The sequence below is a fragment of the Glycomyces sp. MUSA5-2 genome, assembly GCF_037034145.1.
Taxonomy (GTDB): Bacteria; Actinomycetota; Actinomycetes; order Mycobacteriales; family Micromonosporaceae; genus Glycomyces; species Glycomyces artemisiae.
In genome coordinates this window covers 381,897-397,930 of the sequence record NZ_JBAGKG010000006.1, presented here as the reverse complement: position 1 = coordinate 397,930, position 16,034 = coordinate 381,897, and the positions used below count along the sequence as shown (strand labels likewise).

Annotated in this window: 10 protein-coding genes and 1 tRNA gene; 6 read left to right on the top strand and 5 right to left on the bottom strand. The window is 71.7% G+C overall.

Annotated features, from left to right (window positions below):
* From WA640_RS20830 to WA640_RS20815, 4 genes are all read left to right on the top strand, one after another.
* Window positions 1-1,785 (top strand): thioredoxin domain-containing protein, encoded by a 1,785-nt coding sequence (locus WA640_RS20830; RefSeq protein WP_335990247.1) that lies wholly within the window; start codon window positions 1-3, stop codon window positions 1,783-1,785.
* A 65-nt stretch (window positions 1,786-1,850) separates the two neighbouring features.
* The gene (locus tag WA640_RS20825) at window positions 1,851-3,530 is read left to right on the top strand and encodes an ABC transporter ATP-binding protein (protein ID WP_335990245.1); all 1,680 of its coding nucleotides are present in this window, start codon (window positions 1,851-1,853) and stop codon (window positions 3,528-3,530) included.
* Window positions 3,527-5,275 carry an ABC transporter ATP-binding protein gene (locus WA640_RS20820; RefSeq protein ID WP_335990243.1) on the top strand — a complete coding sequence of 583 codons (1,749 nt, stop codon included), beginning with the start codon at window positions 3,527-3,529 and terminating at the stop codon, window positions 5,273-5,275. Before WA640_RS20825 ends, WA640_RS20820 begins: the two co-directional genes overlap by 4 nt.
* A gap of 148 nt (window positions 5,276-5,423) precedes the next feature.
* Window positions 5,424-6,323, top strand: a complete 900-nt coding sequence (locus WA640_RS20815) for an alpha/beta fold hydrolase (RefSeq protein ID WP_335990241.1) — start codon at window positions 5,424-5,426, stop codon at window positions 6,321-6,323.
* A gap of 17 nt (window positions 6,324-6,340) precedes the next feature.
* Here WA640_RS20815 and WA640_RS20810 read toward each other — a convergent pair whose 3' ends face one another.
* Window positions 6,341-8,452: a heavy metal translocating P-type ATPase gene (locus WA640_RS20810; RefSeq protein ID WP_335990239.1), complete on the bottom strand. Its 2,112-nt coding sequence runs from the start codon at window positions 8,450-8,452 to the stop codon at window positions 6,341-6,343.
* 190 nt (window positions 8,453-8,642) lie between these two features.
* Between WA640_RS20810 and WA640_RS20805 the strand changes: the two genes are divergently transcribed.
* Window positions 8,643-9,083 carry a DUF4383 domain-containing protein gene (locus tag WA640_RS20805; RefSeq protein ID WP_335990238.1) on the top strand — a complete coding sequence of 147 codons (441 nt, stop codon included), beginning with the start codon at window positions 8,643-8,645 and terminating at the stop codon, window positions 9,081-9,083.
* A 52-nt stretch (window positions 9,084-9,135) separates the two neighbouring features.
* Here the strand turns inward: WA640_RS20805 and WA640_RS20800 are convergent.
* The 4 genes from WA640_RS20800 to WA640_RS20785 all read right to left on the bottom strand — a co-directional run bounded on the left by WA640_RS20800 (window position 9,136) and on the right by WA640_RS20785 (window position 14,085).
* Window positions 9,136-9,211: transfer RNA gene (locus WA640_RS20800), tRNA-Ala, on the bottom strand.
* A 96-nt stretch (window positions 9,212-9,307) separates the two neighbouring features.
* Window positions 9,308-10,858 (bottom strand): dolichyl-phosphate-mannose--protein mannosyltransferase, encoded by a 1,551-nt coding sequence (locus WA640_RS20795; protein WP_335990236.1) that lies wholly within the window; start codon window positions 10,856-10,858, stop codon window positions 9,308-9,310.
* A gap of 30 nt (window positions 10,859-10,888) precedes the next feature.
* A complete protein-coding gene (locus tag WA640_RS20790; RefSeq protein ID WP_335990234.1) occupies window positions 10,889-13,030 on the bottom strand; it encodes a transglycosylase domain-containing protein in 2,142 nt (713 codons plus the stop codon).
* A 236-nt stretch (window positions 13,031-13,266) separates the two neighbouring features.
* Window positions 13,267-14,085 (bottom strand): hypothetical protein, encoded by an 819-nt coding sequence (locus tag WA640_RS20785; RefSeq protein WP_335990232.1) that lies wholly within the window; start codon window positions 14,083-14,085, stop codon window positions 13,267-13,269.
* Window positions 14,086-14,242: 157 nt separating this feature from the next.
* On the opposite strand from WA640_RS20785, the gene metG reads away from it, so the two are divergent.
* The gene (gene metG, locus WA640_RS20780; RefSeq protein ID WP_335990231.1) at window positions 14,243-16,033 is read left to right on the top strand and encodes a methionine--tRNA ligase; all 1,791 of its coding nucleotides are present in this window, start codon (window positions 14,243-14,245) and stop codon (window positions 16,031-16,033) included.
* Window position 16,034: the final 1 nt, after the last annotated feature.

Sequence of the window (16,034 nt, the reverse complement as noted above, 5' to 3'; positions counted from 1 at the left end):
ATGAACGAGTTGGCCGGAGCGCTGTCCCCGTACCTTCGCCAGCACGCCGGGAACCCGGTGGCGTGGCGCCAGTGGGGGCCCGGGGCCCTCGCGGACGCGGCGGCGCGGGACGTGCCGCTGCTGATCTCGATCGGCTATTCGACGTGCCATTGGTGCCATGTGATGGCGCACGAGTCGTTCGAGGACCGGACGGTGGCGGCGGCGATCAACGACCGGTTCGTTCCCGTGAAGGTGGACCGGGAGGAGCGGCCGGACCTGGACGCGGTGTACATGCAGGCGACGATGGCGATCACGGGGCAGGGCGGGTGGCCGATGACGGTGTTCGCGTTCCCGGACGGGACGCCGTTCTTCGCGGGCACGTACTTCCCGAAGGCGCATTTCCTGCGGCTGCTGGACGCGGTGCACGACGCGTGGTCGTCGCAGCGGGAGGAGCTGCGGCACCAGGGCGCGGCGGTGGTGGAGGCCGCGGCGGCGGGCGGTCCGGCGTTCGCCGACGTGACGGTGGCGTGCCCGCTGGACGGGCCGTGCCCGCCGGCGCCGCCGGTGCGGTCGGCGATGCTCGACGGCGCGGCGGCGGCGGTGCTGGCGTCGGCGGACGGGGTGAACGGCGGGTTCGGGTCGGCGCCGAAGTTCCCGAGCGTGCCGACGCTGCGGTTCCTGCTCGACGCGTACGTGCGCACAGGCGACGCGCGGCTGCTGGATCACGTGAAGTTGACGGCCGAGCGGATGGCCCGCGGCGGGATCTACGACCAGCTGGAGGGCGGGTTCGCTCGTTACAGCGTCGACTCGTCGTGGACGGTGCCGCATTTCGAGAAGATGCTGTACGACAACGCGGAGCTCTTGTGGCTGTACGCGCGCCTCGCCGGGGAGGGCGAGCTGTTCGCGCGGGTCGCGGACGAGACGGCGGCGTTCCTGCTGGAGCGGTTCTCGACGCCGGAGGGGGCGTTCGCGGCGGCGTTCGACGCGGACACCGACGGGGTCGAGGGCCTGACGTACGTGTGGACGGCGGCGGAGCTGGAGGCGGTCCTCGGCCGCGACGATGCGGTGTTCGCCATGGGCGCGTTCGGGATCGACACGGCGGTACCGAATTTCGAGCACGGCGCGAACGTGCTGGAGCTGCCGGAGGACCCGGCGGACGGGGCGCGGTTCGCGGCGGTGCGGCACCGGCTGCTGGCGGCGCGGCGGGAGCGGCCGCAGCCGGGGCGCGACGACAAGGTCGTGGCGGCGTGGAACGGGATGGCGATCGCGGCGCTCGCGGAGTACTCGGCGCGCACGGGGCACCGGGACTCGCTGGTGGCGGCCGAGCGGGCGGCGGCGTTCCTCGCGGAGCGGCACATCGGCGCGGACGGGCGCCTGGCGCGGGCGTCGCTGTCCGGGGAAGTGTCGGTGGCGCCGGGCATCCTGGAGGACTACGCGGCCGTGGCGCTGGGGTTCCTGCGTCTGGGGGGTGAGTGGACGGCGCGGGCGACGGCGCTGCTGGAGCAGGTGCGCGCGCACTTCGGCGACGGCCTCGGCGGGTTCTACGACACCGCGTCCGACGCGGAGGCGCTGGTGACGCGGCCCGCGGACGTGCACGACGGGCCGACGGCCTCGGGCTGGGCGCTCGCGGCGTCCGCGCTGCTGGAGGCGTACGCGGCCACGGGCGACGAGTCGTACAAGGACGACGCGTGGCGGGCGGTCGCGCGGGCCGAGCCGGTGATGTCGGGCAACCCCCGGTTCACCGCGGGCCTGCACGCGGCCGCGGAGGCCCTGGTGAGGGTGCAGGGCGCGGTCGGCGAGTCCTGAATCACCGGGCGGCCCGGGGAAATCGGCTTGCCGCCCGGCAAGCGCGGCGCTTACGTTTGAGTGTTGTGAAGCCGAGCCCGCTGCGTCCGCCGCCGTCCGACATCCCCGCCGACCCGTGGCGGTACCTGCTGTTCGTCGCCCGGTCCCACACGGGCCTGGTCGCGCTCGGGTTCATCGGCCTGAGCGTCTCGGGCACGGCGTGGGTGCTGCTGCCGTGGGCCATCGCGAAAATCGTCGACGAGGTCATCGCGGCGCAGAGCGCCGAGCCGCTGCTGCGGTGGAGCATCGTGCTCGTCCTCGTCGCCATCGCGTCGTCGTGGGTGTTCATCGCCGGGTACCGGGCGCTGTTCCTGGCCGAGTCGCACGCGCGCGTGCGCACGGTGCGCAACCTCACCGACCACCTGAACCTCGCCGGGACGGGCGTGCGCGGCGCGGTCTCCCCCGGCGAGATGGTCAACCTGTCCACTGAGGATGCCCACAAGACGGGGTCGTTCATCTTCCAGCTCGGGTTCGGGTGGATGGGCATCGTCATGCTCGGCGTCGGCACCGGCATGCTGTGGAACATCGCGCCCGCGCTCGGCGGCGTCATCCTCGGCGGCGTCCTGTTCATCGGGTTCGTCGTCGGCCCCGTCCTCAGCCGCCTCCAGCACCACCAGATCGCCTACCGCGCCTCGGTCGCCACCCTCACCGGGCAGGCCTCCGACGTCGTCGGGGGCCTGCGGGTCCTGCGCGGCGTCGGCGGCGAGGACCAGTTCTCGCGCCGCTACCGCACCGCCTCCGCGGACCTGCGCGACGCCGGGTACGGCGTCGCCCGCGCAGACTCGTGGGTGCAGGGCCTGCGCACCAGCCTCCCCCTCGCCCTCATGGCCGCCATCACCTGGGTCGCCGCCCGCCTCGCCATCGCCGGGGAGATCAGCGTCGGCGAGCTGTCGGCCGCGTTCGGCATGACCGCGCTCGTCGCCCAGCACTCCGGCGCGATGATCGGCATGGCGCAGGCCGTCATCGCCGCCCAGGTCGCCTCCCGCCGCCTCACCGCGTTCTTCGGCACCCGCAGCGACATCACCGACACCGGCACCGGCCGCGGCGCCGAAGGGGCCCTCCGCGACCCCGAGTCCGCGCTCGAACTCGAACCCGGACGCCTCACCGTGATCGTCAGCGCCGAGGCCAAGCCCGCCGAGGCCGCCGTCGAGCGCCTCGGCCGCTACCGCGAGTCCGGCGCCGAATGGGGCGGCACCAGGCTCGACGCGCTCGCCCTCGACGAGGTCCGCGAACGCGTCCTCCTCCTGCGCGACGACTACCTGTTCGCCCAGTCCCTCGGCGAGACCCTCCGCGTCGACGAAGCAAAGGCCCTCGCCGCCATCGAGGCCGCCTGCGCCGCCGACGTCCACTCCAGCCTCGGCGGGAACCTCGACGGCGAGGTCACGAACGGCGGCCGGAACCTATCCGGCGGCCAGCGCCAGCGCCTGCGCCTCGCCCGGGCCCTCGCCGCGGACGCCGAAGTGCTCCTGGCCGTGGAGCCCACGAGCGCCGTCGACGCGCACACCGAGAACCTCATCGCCTCCCGCATCGGCGCGGCCCGCAAGGGCCGCACCACGGCCGTGGTGACGGCGTCGCCGCTGTGGCTCGCCCGCGCCGACGCGGTCGCGTGGATGGTCGACGGGAAGGTGCGGGCCGCCGGTTCGCACGCGGAGCTGTCGAAGTACGCCGAGTACCGTTCCCTCACCTCCCGGCAGGAGTCCCGATGAGCGACCAGACCGCGGGCCGCCTGCCCGTCGCCGACCGCGCCGCCATGTTCCAGGCGATCAAGCGGCTCGTCCTGGACGACAAGGCCGCGTTCGCGGGCGTCGTCGCGCTCTATGCGGCCGCCGCGGGCGCGGGCGCGGCCCTGCCGGTGATGCTCGGCGAGGTCATCGACGGGATCGGCGGGGGCTGGACGGCCTCCCGCGTGGACCTCGTGTGCGGCGTGATCGTCGCGCTGGTCCTGGTGCAGCTCATCCTCATGCGCACGGGCCGCAGGCTCGGGTACCGGCTCGGCGAGCGGGCGGCGGCGCGGCTGCGCGAGTCGTTCATCGACCGGGTCCTGCGCCTGCCGCTGGGGACGGTGGAGCGGGCCGGGACCGGCGACCTCGCGACTCGCACGTCAGGGGACGTGGGCGCGGTCGCGGAGCTGCTGCGCAAGACCGGCCCGGAGGTCGCGGTGTCGTCGATCGAGGCGGTCGTGCTCGTCGCGGCCGCGTTCGTCGTCTCGCCGCTGCTGGGCGTGCTGTTCCTGGTGGGCGTGCCGACGCTGATCCTCACCTCCCGCCGGTACCTGCGCCTGGCGAGCCCGGTGTTCCTGTCGGAGCGGGCCGCGATGAGCGAGATCGCCGAGACCCTCACCGCGTCCGCCGCTGGCGCGCAAACTGTTGCGGCCTACCGGATGCAGACCGAGCGCGGGGACGCCGGGTACGCGCGGGCGTCGACCCACATGGAGCGGCTGCGCGGGATCGTGCGCCTCCAGACCTGGTTCTTCCCGTCGGTGGACCTGACGTTCCTGCTCCCGGCCGTGTTCGTCACCGTCGTCGGGAGCCTGTGGTACCTCGAAGGGTGGGTCACCGTCGGGCAGGTCGTGGCGGTGGCGATGCTGACGCTGCGCCTCGACGGTCCGGTGTTCCGGACCACGATGGCGCTCAGCGAGTTCCAGATGGGCGGGGCGGCGATGGCCCGCGTGGAGGGCGTGCACCTCATGCCCGACGAGGTCCGCGACGCGGTACCTGACGGCGCGGAGGTGCGCCTCGACGACGTCACGTTCGGGTACGGCGACGGGCCCGACGTGCTGCACCGGCTCTCCCTGCACCCCAAGAAGGGCGAGCGGCTCGTCGTGGTCGGCCCGTCGGGGGCCGGGAAGTCCACGATCGCGCGCCTGGTCGCCGGGATCGACAGGCCCCGTTCGGGTTCGGTGACCCTCGGCGGCGTGCCCGTCGCCGACGTGCCGCTGGAGACGGTGCGCCGCAAGGTCATCCTGGTGACCCAGGAGCACTACGTCTTCACCGCCACCCTGCGCGAGAACCTGAACCTCGCGGCCCCCGAGGCCGGCGACGCGGCGCTGCTCGACGCGCTCGCCACCGTCGACGCCCGCTGGGTCGCGGACCTCCCGGAGGGCCTGGACACGATGCTCGGCGAGGAGCACCACGGCCTGAACCTCGCCGAGGCGCAGCAGCTCGCGCTGGCGCGCGTGATCCTCGCCGACCCGGACGTGGTGATCCTCGACGAGGCGACCGCGGGCATCGACCCGGGCAGCGCGGGGAACGTGGAGGCGTCGCTCGCGGCGGCCCTGCACGGGCGCACGGTGATCGCGATCGCGCACCAGCTCCAAGCCGCCGAGTCGGCGGACCGGATCGCGGTCGTGCAGGAGGGGCGGATCGCCGAGGAGGGCACGCATGCGGAGCTGCTCGCGGCGGGCGGGGTGTACGCGGCGCTGTGGACGGCGTGGAAGGGCGTCGCTGCGTGAACCGCGGCTCTGCGGACCCTGATTCCCCTGATCGAAGGACATACGCGTAGCCGCGCCACAAAATACCAGTAATTCGCATTTGCGACACTAAGGTGGTCTCCCGTACCCGCGGCGCTGCGGCGCCGCGCACCTCGATCCGGGAGATCCCATGCCGCGCACCACTTTGCCCCCGCACGTCCGCAAGCACCGCTGGGCCGGGTACACGTACTGGTCGCGGATGGCGTGCGCGGAGGTGCCGGTCCTCGACCCGGTGGTGCTCATCGGCGGCGCGCTGCACCGCAAGGAGGACTGGGGCCGCGTCGAGCAGGGGATGCTCGCCGCCGCCGACGTGCTGTGCCCGGACCTGCCCGGCTGGGGCGAGGCCGACCTGCTGCCGCCGTACCTCGGCCCGGACGTCCCGGTCGAGGCCCTGGTCCGGCTCCTCGACGACCTGGGGATCGAGCGCGCCAACGTCTTCGCGGGCTCCTACGGGTCCTCGGTGGGGTACCGGATGGCGCAGACCCACCCCGACCGGATCGGCCGGATGGTCCTGGCCGGGACGATGGGCGGCATCCCCGCGGAGTCGCGGCCGATGATGCGCGCCGCCGTGGCCCTCGCCGAGTCCGGGCCGCGCGAGCGGTTCGGCCCGGCGGCGATCGAGGCGCTCATGAGCCCCGAGCCGGACATCGTCGGCAAGGCCGTGGTCCGCCGGATCATGTCGATGCGCTTCGGCTCCGCCGACGACGGGGACCTCGCGAAGTTCATCGCGAACACGCACCGGCTCCTCTCGCGCGAGCTCATCGACCCGTCCGTGCCGCCCGCCGCGCCGATCCTGTTCACCACCGGCGAGCACGACAACCTGACGCCGCCCGCGCTGTGCCGCGAGCTCGCGTTCACCTGCCCTGAAAGCTGGTACGTGGAGATCGCCCGCGCCGACCACCTCATCCACCTGGAGCGGCCCGCGCAGCTCGTGGACCTCATGACCCGGTTCTTCTCCGGCGAGGAGCTCGCCGAGCTGCCGTACGCCACCGTGGTCGAGGACCTGCGCCGGGTCCCGGTGCACGCCTAGCGCACCGGGACCCGCGCTCACCGGGCGAGCTTGACGCGCCGCAGCAGCTGCGCGTTCAGCGCGACCACGATCGTCGAGGCCGACATGAGCACCGCGCCGACCGCGGGGCTCAGCGTGACCCCCACGCCCGCGAGCACGCCGGCCGCGAGCGGGATCGCCACGATGTTGTAGCCCGCCGCCCACGCGAGGTTCTCGATCATCTTGCGGTAGCTGGCCTTCGAGAGGCGCCGCACGCCGCCGACCCCGCGCGGGTCCGACGACGCCAGCACCACCCCGGCCGACTCGATCGCCACATCGGTGCCCGCCCCGATCGCGATCCCCACGTCGGCCCTCGCCAGCGCGGGCGCGTCGTTCACGCCGTCGCCGACCATCGCGACGCGCAGGCCCCGCTCCTGGAGCTGCGCCACGGCCTGGTCCTTGTCCGCGGGCAGCACTTCGGCGAACACCTCGTCGGCGTCGGTGAACCCGAGGTCGGCCGCGACGGCCTCGGCGACCGCACGGGCGTCGCCGGTGATCATCGCGATCTTCTGCACCCCTTGGGAACGCAGGTCGGCGATGGCCTGCTTCGCCTCGGGCCGCACCTCGTCTTCGAGGGCGATGGCGCCCAGGACTTCGGGGTCGCCGTCGTGGTGAGCACTGCCGAGGGCGATCAGGTAGAGGACGGTGGCGCCGCGGCCCGACCAGGCGTCGACGTCCCGGGAGAGCACCTGGGGCGCTTCGAGTTCCAGTTCGCGCAGGAGCGCGGGCCCGCCGACGGCGTACCGCTTCCCGTCGACGGTGGCTTCGACGCCCCGCCCTGTGCGGGAACGGAAGTCGGAGGCGCGGGCGCCTTCGCCGTGCTCGTGGCCGTGGTGGGCGACGATGGCGCGGGCGAGCGGGTGCTCCGAGTCGGACTCGACGGCGGCGGCGAGGTGCAGGACCGCATCCGGATCCGCGCCTTCGGTTCCCGCGACGCCGGCGACGGTGTGCTCCCCCTTGGTGAGCGTCCCGGTCTTGTCGAACAGGACGGCGTCGACGGTGCGCATGCGCTCGATCGCGAGGCGGTCCTTCACGAGGATGCCGGCCTTCGCGGAGACGGCCGTGGTGATCGCGATGACCAGCGGGATCGCCAGGCCGAGGGCGTGGGGGCAGGCGATGACGAGCACCGTGACGGTGCGGACGACCGCGGAGTCGAGGTCGCCGAGGAGCGACCAGACCGCGAACGTCGCAACACCGGCGACCATGGCGATGTAGAACAGGACGGCGGCGAACCGGTCGGCGAGGACCTGGCCGCGGCCGCGGGACTCCTGGGCCTGCGAGACGAGCCGCTGGATGCCCGCGAGCGCGGTGTCGTCGCCGACGGCGTCGACGCGCACCCGGATCGCCGAGTCGGTGGCGACGGTCCCGGCCACGACCCGCTCCCCCTGGCCGCGCGCCACGGGCCTGGACTCGCCGGTGATCATCGACTCGTCCATCTCGGCCTCGCCGTCCACGACCTCCCCGTCCGCGGGGACGCGGGCACCGGACCGCACGAGCACGACGTCGCCAACTGCAAGTTCCGAGGCGGACACGGTCTCGACGGACCCGTCCTCCTTGACCCGTTCGGCCTCATCGGGGAGCAGTGCCGCGAGCGCGGCGAGCGCCCCCTGCGCCTGCCCGATCGCCTTCATCTCCTGCCAGTGCCCCAGCAGCATGATCGTCACCAGCGCCCCGAGCTCCCACCAGAACTCCAGGTCGAAGAAGCCCAAACTCGTTGCGAGCGAAGCGATGTACGCGACCGAGATGGCGGTGGCGATGAGCAGCATCATCCCCGGCACCCGGTCCCGGACCTCCCGCACCCCGCCCGCGAGGAACGGCCACCCGCCGTACACGAACACGGCCGTCCCCAGCACGGGCCCGACCAGCTCCATCCCGGGGAACTCCAGCGTGTACCCGAACCAGTCCATGATCATGTGGCTGGTCGCCACCAGCGGCACGGTCAACGCCAGGCTCAACCAGAACTTCCGCCGGAACGCCTCGGGGTCGTGCCCGGCGTGCTTGTCATGCCCGCCATGGCCCTGATGCGCGTCATGGTGCTCATGCTCCGCCTCGGCATGCTGCACATGGTGTCCCTCATGGTGCTCATGCCCGTGCTCGTGATGGTCGCTCATCAGAGGCTCCTCCCGTATCGACAGCCGATCAGCCGTGACTCTATACCCCCTGGGGGTATAGATGCAACCCGGCTCCGGCCCGCCGAGAAGACACTCGGACCGAACCCATCCGAGGCCGCCGCGGCTCCGAATGCCGGTTATGGCGACGGGTACCCGCCCGTCCCCCGCCCAATGGAAAAGGAGTCCGAAAATGACCGTTCAACAGACGCGCGGCCGCACGCCGGTGCAGGTCGTCACGATGGTCATCGCGGTCGTGTTCCTCCTGGTGGGAGTGCTCGGCTTCGTCCCCGGCATCACCACCGGATTCGACTCGATGACCTTCGCCGGGCACCACTCCGACGCGCACCTGCTGGGCGTGTTCGCGGTGTCGGCGCTCCACAACATCGTCCACCTGCTCTTCGGCGTCGTGGGCCTCCTCATGGCCCGCACCGCCTCCACCGCCGTCACCTATCTCGTCACCGGCGGCGCGATCTACCTCGTCCTGTGGATCTACGGCCTGCTCATCGACCTCGACTCCGCAGCCAACTTCGTCCCGCTCAACAACGCCGACAACTGGCTCCACCTGCTCCTCGCCATCGGCATGATCGGCCTCGGAGCCCTCTTCGCCCGCACCGCCAGAACCGCCCGCTGACCCGGACACAACGAAAACGGCACCCGCCCGAAGGCAGGTGCCGTTCTTCATATGGTGGAGCTTAGGGGATTCGAACCCCTGACCTTCTCATTGCGAACGAGACGCGCTACCAACTGCGCCAAAGCCCCTTGCGGCGACAAGATTAGCACGGCCGCGGAAGGGGGCTGCGGGGGTGTTGTGTGGGCCCGGTCTCTCGGAGGCCTCCGGGGGTATCCGGAGGCCCGTCAGATCCAGGAGTCGAGCCACATGCGGGCCTGCCATTCGTCGCGGGGCAGGGCCTCGCCGGTGTAGATGGGCCAGAAGTAGGCGAAGCAGAGGACGACGACGGCGACGAAGGCCCCTGCGATGAGGGCGCCGGTGAGGCGGCGCTCCGGGGAGGCCAGGGAGAGCTCGCCGCGGCGGTGGCGGCCGATGATGAGGCCGAGGCACCAGGTGACGGCGCCGATGAAGAAGGGGACGGCCGGGGCGGTGTAGAAGAAGAACATCGTCCGGTCCGGGTAGAGGAACCACGGGAGGATGCCCGCGCCGACGCCGGTGAGCAGGAACCAGGCCCGCCAGTCGCGGCGCGCGATCGCCCACACGAGGAGGACGAGGGTCGCGGGCACGAACGTCCACCACAGCAGCGGCGTGCCGAGGAGGAGGACCTCCGAGGCGCAGTCGGCGGTGCCGCAGTTGACGTCGGAGCTCCAGTAGAAGACCACGGGCCGCAGGTCGAACAGCCACTGCCACGGCCAGGACTGGTAGGCGTGCTCCGAGGAGAGCCCTTCGTGGAAATCGAGCACGCTCATGTGGTACTCCCACCAGTTCACGAGCGCGCCGAACACAGGCGGCTCGGAGCGCCCCTGGTCGAGGAGCCAGTGGCGGTAGGAGCCGGTGTCGTTGAGGAACCAGCCGGTCCAGGAGAGGACGTACACGCCGATCGCGAGGAGCCCGAACCACAGGTTCTGCCCGAACTCGTAGATGACGGTGTCGCGGAAGGGCTTGCGGGCGCCCACGTCGGCGCGCAGGCGCCAGTCCCAGACGATGTAGAGGACGATCGCGGCGATGATGTACCACAGCGCGGACCACTTGGTGGCCATGGAGAGCCCGAGGAGGACCGCGGAGGCGACGCGCCACCACGGGACGCCGAGGCGGGGCCGGCGGCGGCGCGGGTCGAGGCCGTCCTCGATCGCGGCGAGCCAGCGCGCGCGGCGCCAGTCGCGGTCGCGCACGACGCAGTACATGGCGGCGAGGATGAGCGTCGCGAGGAAGATGTCGAGGAGCGAGGTCCGCGAGAGCACGAAGTGCGAGCCCTCGACGGCGAGGAGGAGCCCGGCGGTGCCGCCGAGGAGCGTCGAGCCGGTGAGGCGGCGCATGAGGCGGATGAGGATCGCGACGCCGATGATCCCGGCGGCGGCCGCGGCGATGCGCCAGCCGACCTCGTCGTAGCCGAAGGCGATCTCGCCGAGGCTGATGAGCCACTTGCCGAACGGCGGGTGCGCGACGTACGCCGACCCGGTCGCGCCCGGGTCCCACTCGACGCCATGGGAGAGCATCGTGTGCGCGTCCTGCGCGTAGTAGACCTCGTCGAAGATCAGGCCCTTGGGGTGGTTCAGGCCGATCAGGCGCAGGACCGCGGCGATCCCGGTGACCGCGAGGGTCACCCAGAGGGCGCGGCGGCGGTCTGGCGGGACGGTGCCCGCGAGGCGCGCCCGGACGGCGGGGAGGGGGCCGGGGAGCGGGGTCGGCCGCCAGGCGGCTGGCGGCTGCTCGGGCCGGACTGCGGTGGCGCTCACCGGCCCGAGTTTAGGGCCTTCCCTTCACGGTCAGTGCACCAGCTCGCTCGGAGGCGTGAAGTCCCCTTCGCCGTTGATCTCCCATTGGGCCGCCAGGATGTCGGCGACGGCGTTGGCGGGTTTGCCGAGGTTCGACTTGCCCACGTAGTTCTGGGGGCTGTCGGGGTCGGCGACGAACGCGGCCGCGGCGGCGTTCGGCGTGAAGCCCACGAACCAGTTGGTGGAGTTGGAGTCGGTGGTGCCGGTCTTGCCCGCGACGGGCCCGTCGACGGCGGCGCTCACCTGCTCGGCGGTGCCCCAGGTGCAGTTGCCCTCGGCGGCGCCGTACCCGGTCGGGCAGCGGGCAGCGTCGACGGCGGCGCGCGCGACCTCGACGCTGACGGCCTGGTCGCATTCGCTCGCGAACGCGATCATCCCGCCGGAGTTGGTGAGCGCGGACGTCACGGGCGTGGGCTTGCAGTAGACGCCGTCGGCGGGCAGCGCCGCGTAGGCGGCGGCCATGTCGAGCGGCGTGGTCTGGGTGACGCCGAGGACGAACGGCCCGAACGACTCCGGGTTGTTCTCGACGTGCCCGAGGTCCTGCTGGTTGCGGAACTTGATGCCGAGGCGCTCGGCCACGTCGATGGCCTTGTCGACGCCGACGCGCTCGGCGAGCTGCACGAAGTAGGTGTTCACCGACTCCCCGAACCCGGTCCACATGTTGTAGTTCCCGACCTCCGACTGGGACGCGTTCTTCGGGCACCAGTGGTTCCCGCACGCGGCCTCGCCGTCGCCGACGATGTACTTCGACGTGTACTGGTACGGCGAGTAGATCGTGGTGTCCAGCGGCATGCCCGCTTCGAGCGCCGCGAGCATCGTGAACATCTTGAACGAGGACCCCGCCTGGTACCCGTTGACGTCGGCGTTGCCGCTGAGCAGCGGGTTCGTGGTGTTCGGGTAGGAGCCCTTGTAGTCGCCGTTCGCGGTGTTGGGGCCGTTGTCCGACACGTCGTTCGAGTAGTTGCGGTTGACGGCCATGACCTCGATCGCGCCGGTCCCCGGCTCGACCACGACGGACCCGAGCGCGTACTCCGACCCCGTCTCCAGCTGGTTCTCGATGGCCTCCTGGGACGCGTCCTGGAGCTCCACGTTCAGCGTCGAGGTGATCTCGTAGCCGCCGCGGTACAGGCGCGCCTTGCGGACCTCCTCGGAGTCGCCGAAGTCCTCCTGCTGCTCCCACCACTTCTCGAAGTAGTCGACGAAGAACCCGTAGTCGGAGTCGATCGCGCCGCCTGAGGTGTTGTTCGCCTCCTGCGGGTTGAGGTTGAGGTCCTCGGCCTTCGCGGTCTCGCCCTCGTCGGAGGTGAGGTAGCCGACGTCGACCATGCGGTTGACGACGTGGTTCCGGCGGGCCAGCGCGGCCTCGGAGGAGCCGTTGATCGGGTCGTAGACGCTCGGGGACTGGATGAGCCCCACCAGCATCGCGGACTCGGCGACGGTGAGGTCGGCGGGGACCTTCCCGTAGTAGACCTGGGCGGCCGCGCCGATGCCGTACGCGCCGTTGCCGAAGTACACGGTGTTCAGGTAGTTCGTGAGGATGTCCTCTTTGGACATCTCTTCTTCGAGGGCGAGCGCGTACCCCATCTCCTTGACCTTGCGGTCGATGGTGACCTCGCTGGCCGCCGCGACCTCCTCGGGGGTGGTCGCGGTGTAGGAGAGCACCTGGCGCACGTACTGCATGGTGATCGTCGAGGCGCCCTCGGAGGTGCCGCCGTCGGCGATGTTCGTGACCAGGGCGCGCATGACGCCTTCGGGGTCGACCCCGTTGTGCTCGAAGAAGTTCGAGTCCTCGGTGGCGACGAGCGCCTGGATCACCGAGTCGGGGATCTGGTCGTACTCCAGCTGCACCCGGTACTGGTCGCCGAACGTCGCGATGACCGTCTTCCCGTCCGAGGCGTACAGCGTCGAGGCCTCCGGCGCCGGAGGCAGGACGAGCTCGTCGGGGAGGTCGAGGACGGCCTCGGAGCCGACCTTGGCCAGTCCGCCGATGCCGCTGGTCACCGGCAGGAACGCCAGTCCGACGACGAGGCCGAACGCCACGGCCACCGGCACGAGCGCGAACATGGCGCGGCGCTGCACGGCGGTGATGGGTCCGAACCAGGTCTGCGCCACCGGTTTCGAAGAATCACTCACGCTGTCTCCCAAAGCCCCGCTGCGGGGAAGGAACGGTCATTTCAGTTGGGCGCGGCCAAGCGCCGTTCAGGCGGAGTTCCGGGGGCGCCCCAACTCTACGACGCGCCAGGGGGGCGGTTCTGACGCAGTCCGGCACTGGTGGGGGCGATTACAGCGCGGCGCGGCCGCGGGCGCGCCGCCCGCGGCGATCATGCACCGGCTGCTACCGGAAGGGGACGGACCGGCGGTGCGGCGCCTCACCAGGCGAACGCGAGCGCGGCCGCGAGCACGGCCCCGGCGAACACCCAGCACAGGCCGATCGCGCCCGAGCGGCCCTCGTACAGGCGCGTCGCGCCCGAGACCGACACCATCGACATCGCCACGACCATGAACAGCACCAGCGCGGGCGCCCAGCGCAGCAGCAGCCCGCCGGTGCCGCCGACGTACGCGCTGTGCGCGTCGGGCCCCGTGGAGCGCGCGGAGAGCTCGGTCCCGACGTCCGCCGCCGACACCTCGCCGGTGAGCGCGAGGTCCTTCGACCAGCCGTCGGTGGCGAAGCGGCCGTTGCACGACGGCGCGAACCCGTCCTTGCACGAAGTAACGGTCACGGTGCCGTGGTCGGCGTGGCCGATGCTGATCCACAGCGCGGGCGCGGCGGCCCACGCGAAGAACATGAGCAGGCACGCGCACACCAGGACCCCCAGGAGCGCGGGCCCGAGGCGCTTGGGCTCGCGGCGGCGCTGGGGCCGGCCGGGCTTGGCGGGGCGGCGCTTCTCGGTCTCGGCGGCGCGTTCCCACACGGCGCGGATCGCGGCCATGCCGTCGGCCTGGGACCCGAGCGGGCTGCGCTGGGCGACCGGGCGGGGCGCGTCCTCGGCGGGGTCCCAGTCGACGGGCCCGATCGGCTCGGCGTGCTCGACCGCACCGTATTCGGCAGCGCCCCGTTCGACCGTGCCCCGTTCAACCGTGTCGTGCTCGACCGCGCCGTAGGCGGCCGGGACCTCGGGCACGCCGTGGTCGGCGCCGCCGTAGCCGGCGGACTGGGGCTGGTCGGCCGCGCGGTGTGTTCCAGACATACGGGCTATTGCATCACCGAATCGGCGAAGCCGGGCGCAATCGCGCAGGGATAGTGTGTCGTCACCGCCCGAACGGGTGGCGACCCGGCCGTGACCTGGCCGCCGACGCGGTCGGAGGGCGGCATGTCCAGATGTCAGGACGGATACCATGGGGCGCATGACTCACGTACTGACCGCGCTGGCCTGGCCTTACGCCAACGGCCCCCGGCACATCGGACATGTAGCGGGATTCGGGGTCCCCGCCGACGTCTTCGCCCGCTACATGCGCATGCGCGGTCACGACGTCCTCATGGTCTCGGGGACCGACGAGCACGGCACCCCGATCCTGGTGCAGGCCGACTCCGAGGGCCTCAAGCCCGCCGAGGCCGCCGCGAAGTACAACCGGATCATCGTCGAGGACCTGGACGCCCTGGGCCTCTCCTACGACCTGTTCACGCGCACCACGACCGGCAACCACTACAAGACCGTGCAGGAGCTGTTCACCAGCCTCTACGGCAACGGCTACATCCTCCAGAAGAAGACGCTCGGCGCGATCAGCCCGTCCACGGGCCGCACGCTCCCCGACCGCTACATCGAGGGCACCTGCCCGCACTGCGGGTTCGACTCGGCGCGCGGCGACCAGTGCGACAACTGCGGGCGCCAGCTCGACCCGACCGACCTGATCGACCCGAAGTCGCGCATCAACGGCGAGACCCCGAAGTTCGTGGAGGAGGACCACTTCTTCCTCGACCTCCCGGCGTTCGCCGACGCGCTCAACGCGTGGCTCGACACGCGCACCGGCTGGCGCACGAACGTCGTGAGGTTCACCAAGAACCTCCTCGACGACCTCCAGCCGCGCCCGATCTCCCGCGACCTCGACTGGGGCGTGCCGATCCCGCTCGACGGGTGGGTGGAGCGCAAGGACAAGCGCCTGTACGTGTGGTTCGACGCGGTCATCGGCTACCTGTCCGCCACGATCGAGTGGGCCCGCCGCTCCGGCGACCCCGACGCGTGGAAGCAGTGGTGGCAGGACCCGGAAGCGGTCTCGTACTACTTCATGGGCAAGGACAACATCGTCTTCCACTCCGAGATCTGGCCCGCGATGCTCCTGGGCGCCAACGGCGAAGGGAGCAAGGGCGGCGAGCCGGGCGCGCTCGGGAAGCTGAACCTGCCGACCGAGGTCGTCTCCTCGGAGTTCCTGACGATGGAGGGCAAGCAGTTCTCGTCGTCGCGGCGCGTCGTCATCTACGTGCGCGACTTCCTGGAGCGGTACTCCCCCGACGCGCTGCGGTACTACATCTGCGCCGCCGGCCCGGAGAACCAGGACTCGGACTTCACGTGGGCGGAGTTCCTGCGCCGCAACAACGACGAGCTCGTCGCCGGATGGGGCAACCTCGTGAACCGGTCGGTCGCCATGGCCGCCAAGAACTTCGGGGCCGTCCCCGAGCCCGGCGAGCTCGAACCGATCGACCGCGAGCTCCTCGACGCCACGAAGGCGTCCTTCGACACCGTCGGGGACCTCATCGGGCAGAACAAGGTCCGGGCGGCGATCGGCGAGGCCATGAAGACCGTCGCCGCGGCGAACAAGTACCTCGCCGACACCGCGCCGTGGAAGATGAAGGAGGACCCGAAGCGCCAGGGCACGGTCCTGTACACGGTCCTCCAGGCCGTCTCGGACCTGAAGACCGTGATGAGCCCGTTCCTGCCGCACTCCTCGCAGAAGGTCCACGAGCTCCTCGGCGGCACGGGCGTGTTCGCGCCGATGCCGCGCATCGAGGAGGTCGCCGACCTCGACGAGGGCGGCGCGACCGACGGCCCGTACCCGATCCTCACCGGCGACTACTCGGACGTCCCGAAGTGGGAGTCCGTGCCGCTGGCGCCCGGGACGCCCCTGGACAAGCCCGTCCCGGTGTTCGCGAAGCTCGACCCGTCGATCGTCGACGAGGAGATCGAGCGGCTGAACTCGTAAG

Excerpts from the sequence above, each read along its gene's own strand:
- WA640_RS20815 (WP_335990241.1), top strand. The coding sequence starts at position 5,424 with ATGCCGCGCACCACTTTGCCCCCGCACGTCCGCAAGCACCGCTGGGCC.
- WA640_RS20805 (WP_335990238.1), top strand. The coding sequence starts at position 8,643 with ATGACCGTTCAACAGACGCGCGGCCGCACGCCGGTGCAGGTCGTCACG.
- WA640_RS20810 (WP_335990239.1), bottom strand. The coding sequence starts at position 8,452 with ATGAGCGACCATCACGAGCACGGGCATGAGCACCATGAGGGACACCAT.
- metG (WP_335990231.1), top strand. The coding sequence starts at position 14,243 with ATGACTCACGTACTGACCGCGCTGGCCTGGCCTTACGCCAACGGCCCC.
- WA640_RS20820 (WP_335990243.1), top strand. The coding sequence starts at position 3,527 with ATGAGCGACCAGACCGCGGGCCGCCTGCCCGTCGCCGACCGCGCCGCC.
- WA640_RS20830 (WP_335990247.1), top strand. The coding sequence starts at position 1 with ATGAACGAGTTGGCCGGAGCGCTGTCCCCGTACCTTCGCCAGCACGCC.
- WA640_RS20785 (WP_335990232.1), bottom strand. The coding sequence starts at position 14,085 with ATGTCTGGAACACACCGCGCGGCCGACCAGCCCCAGTCCGCCGGCTAC.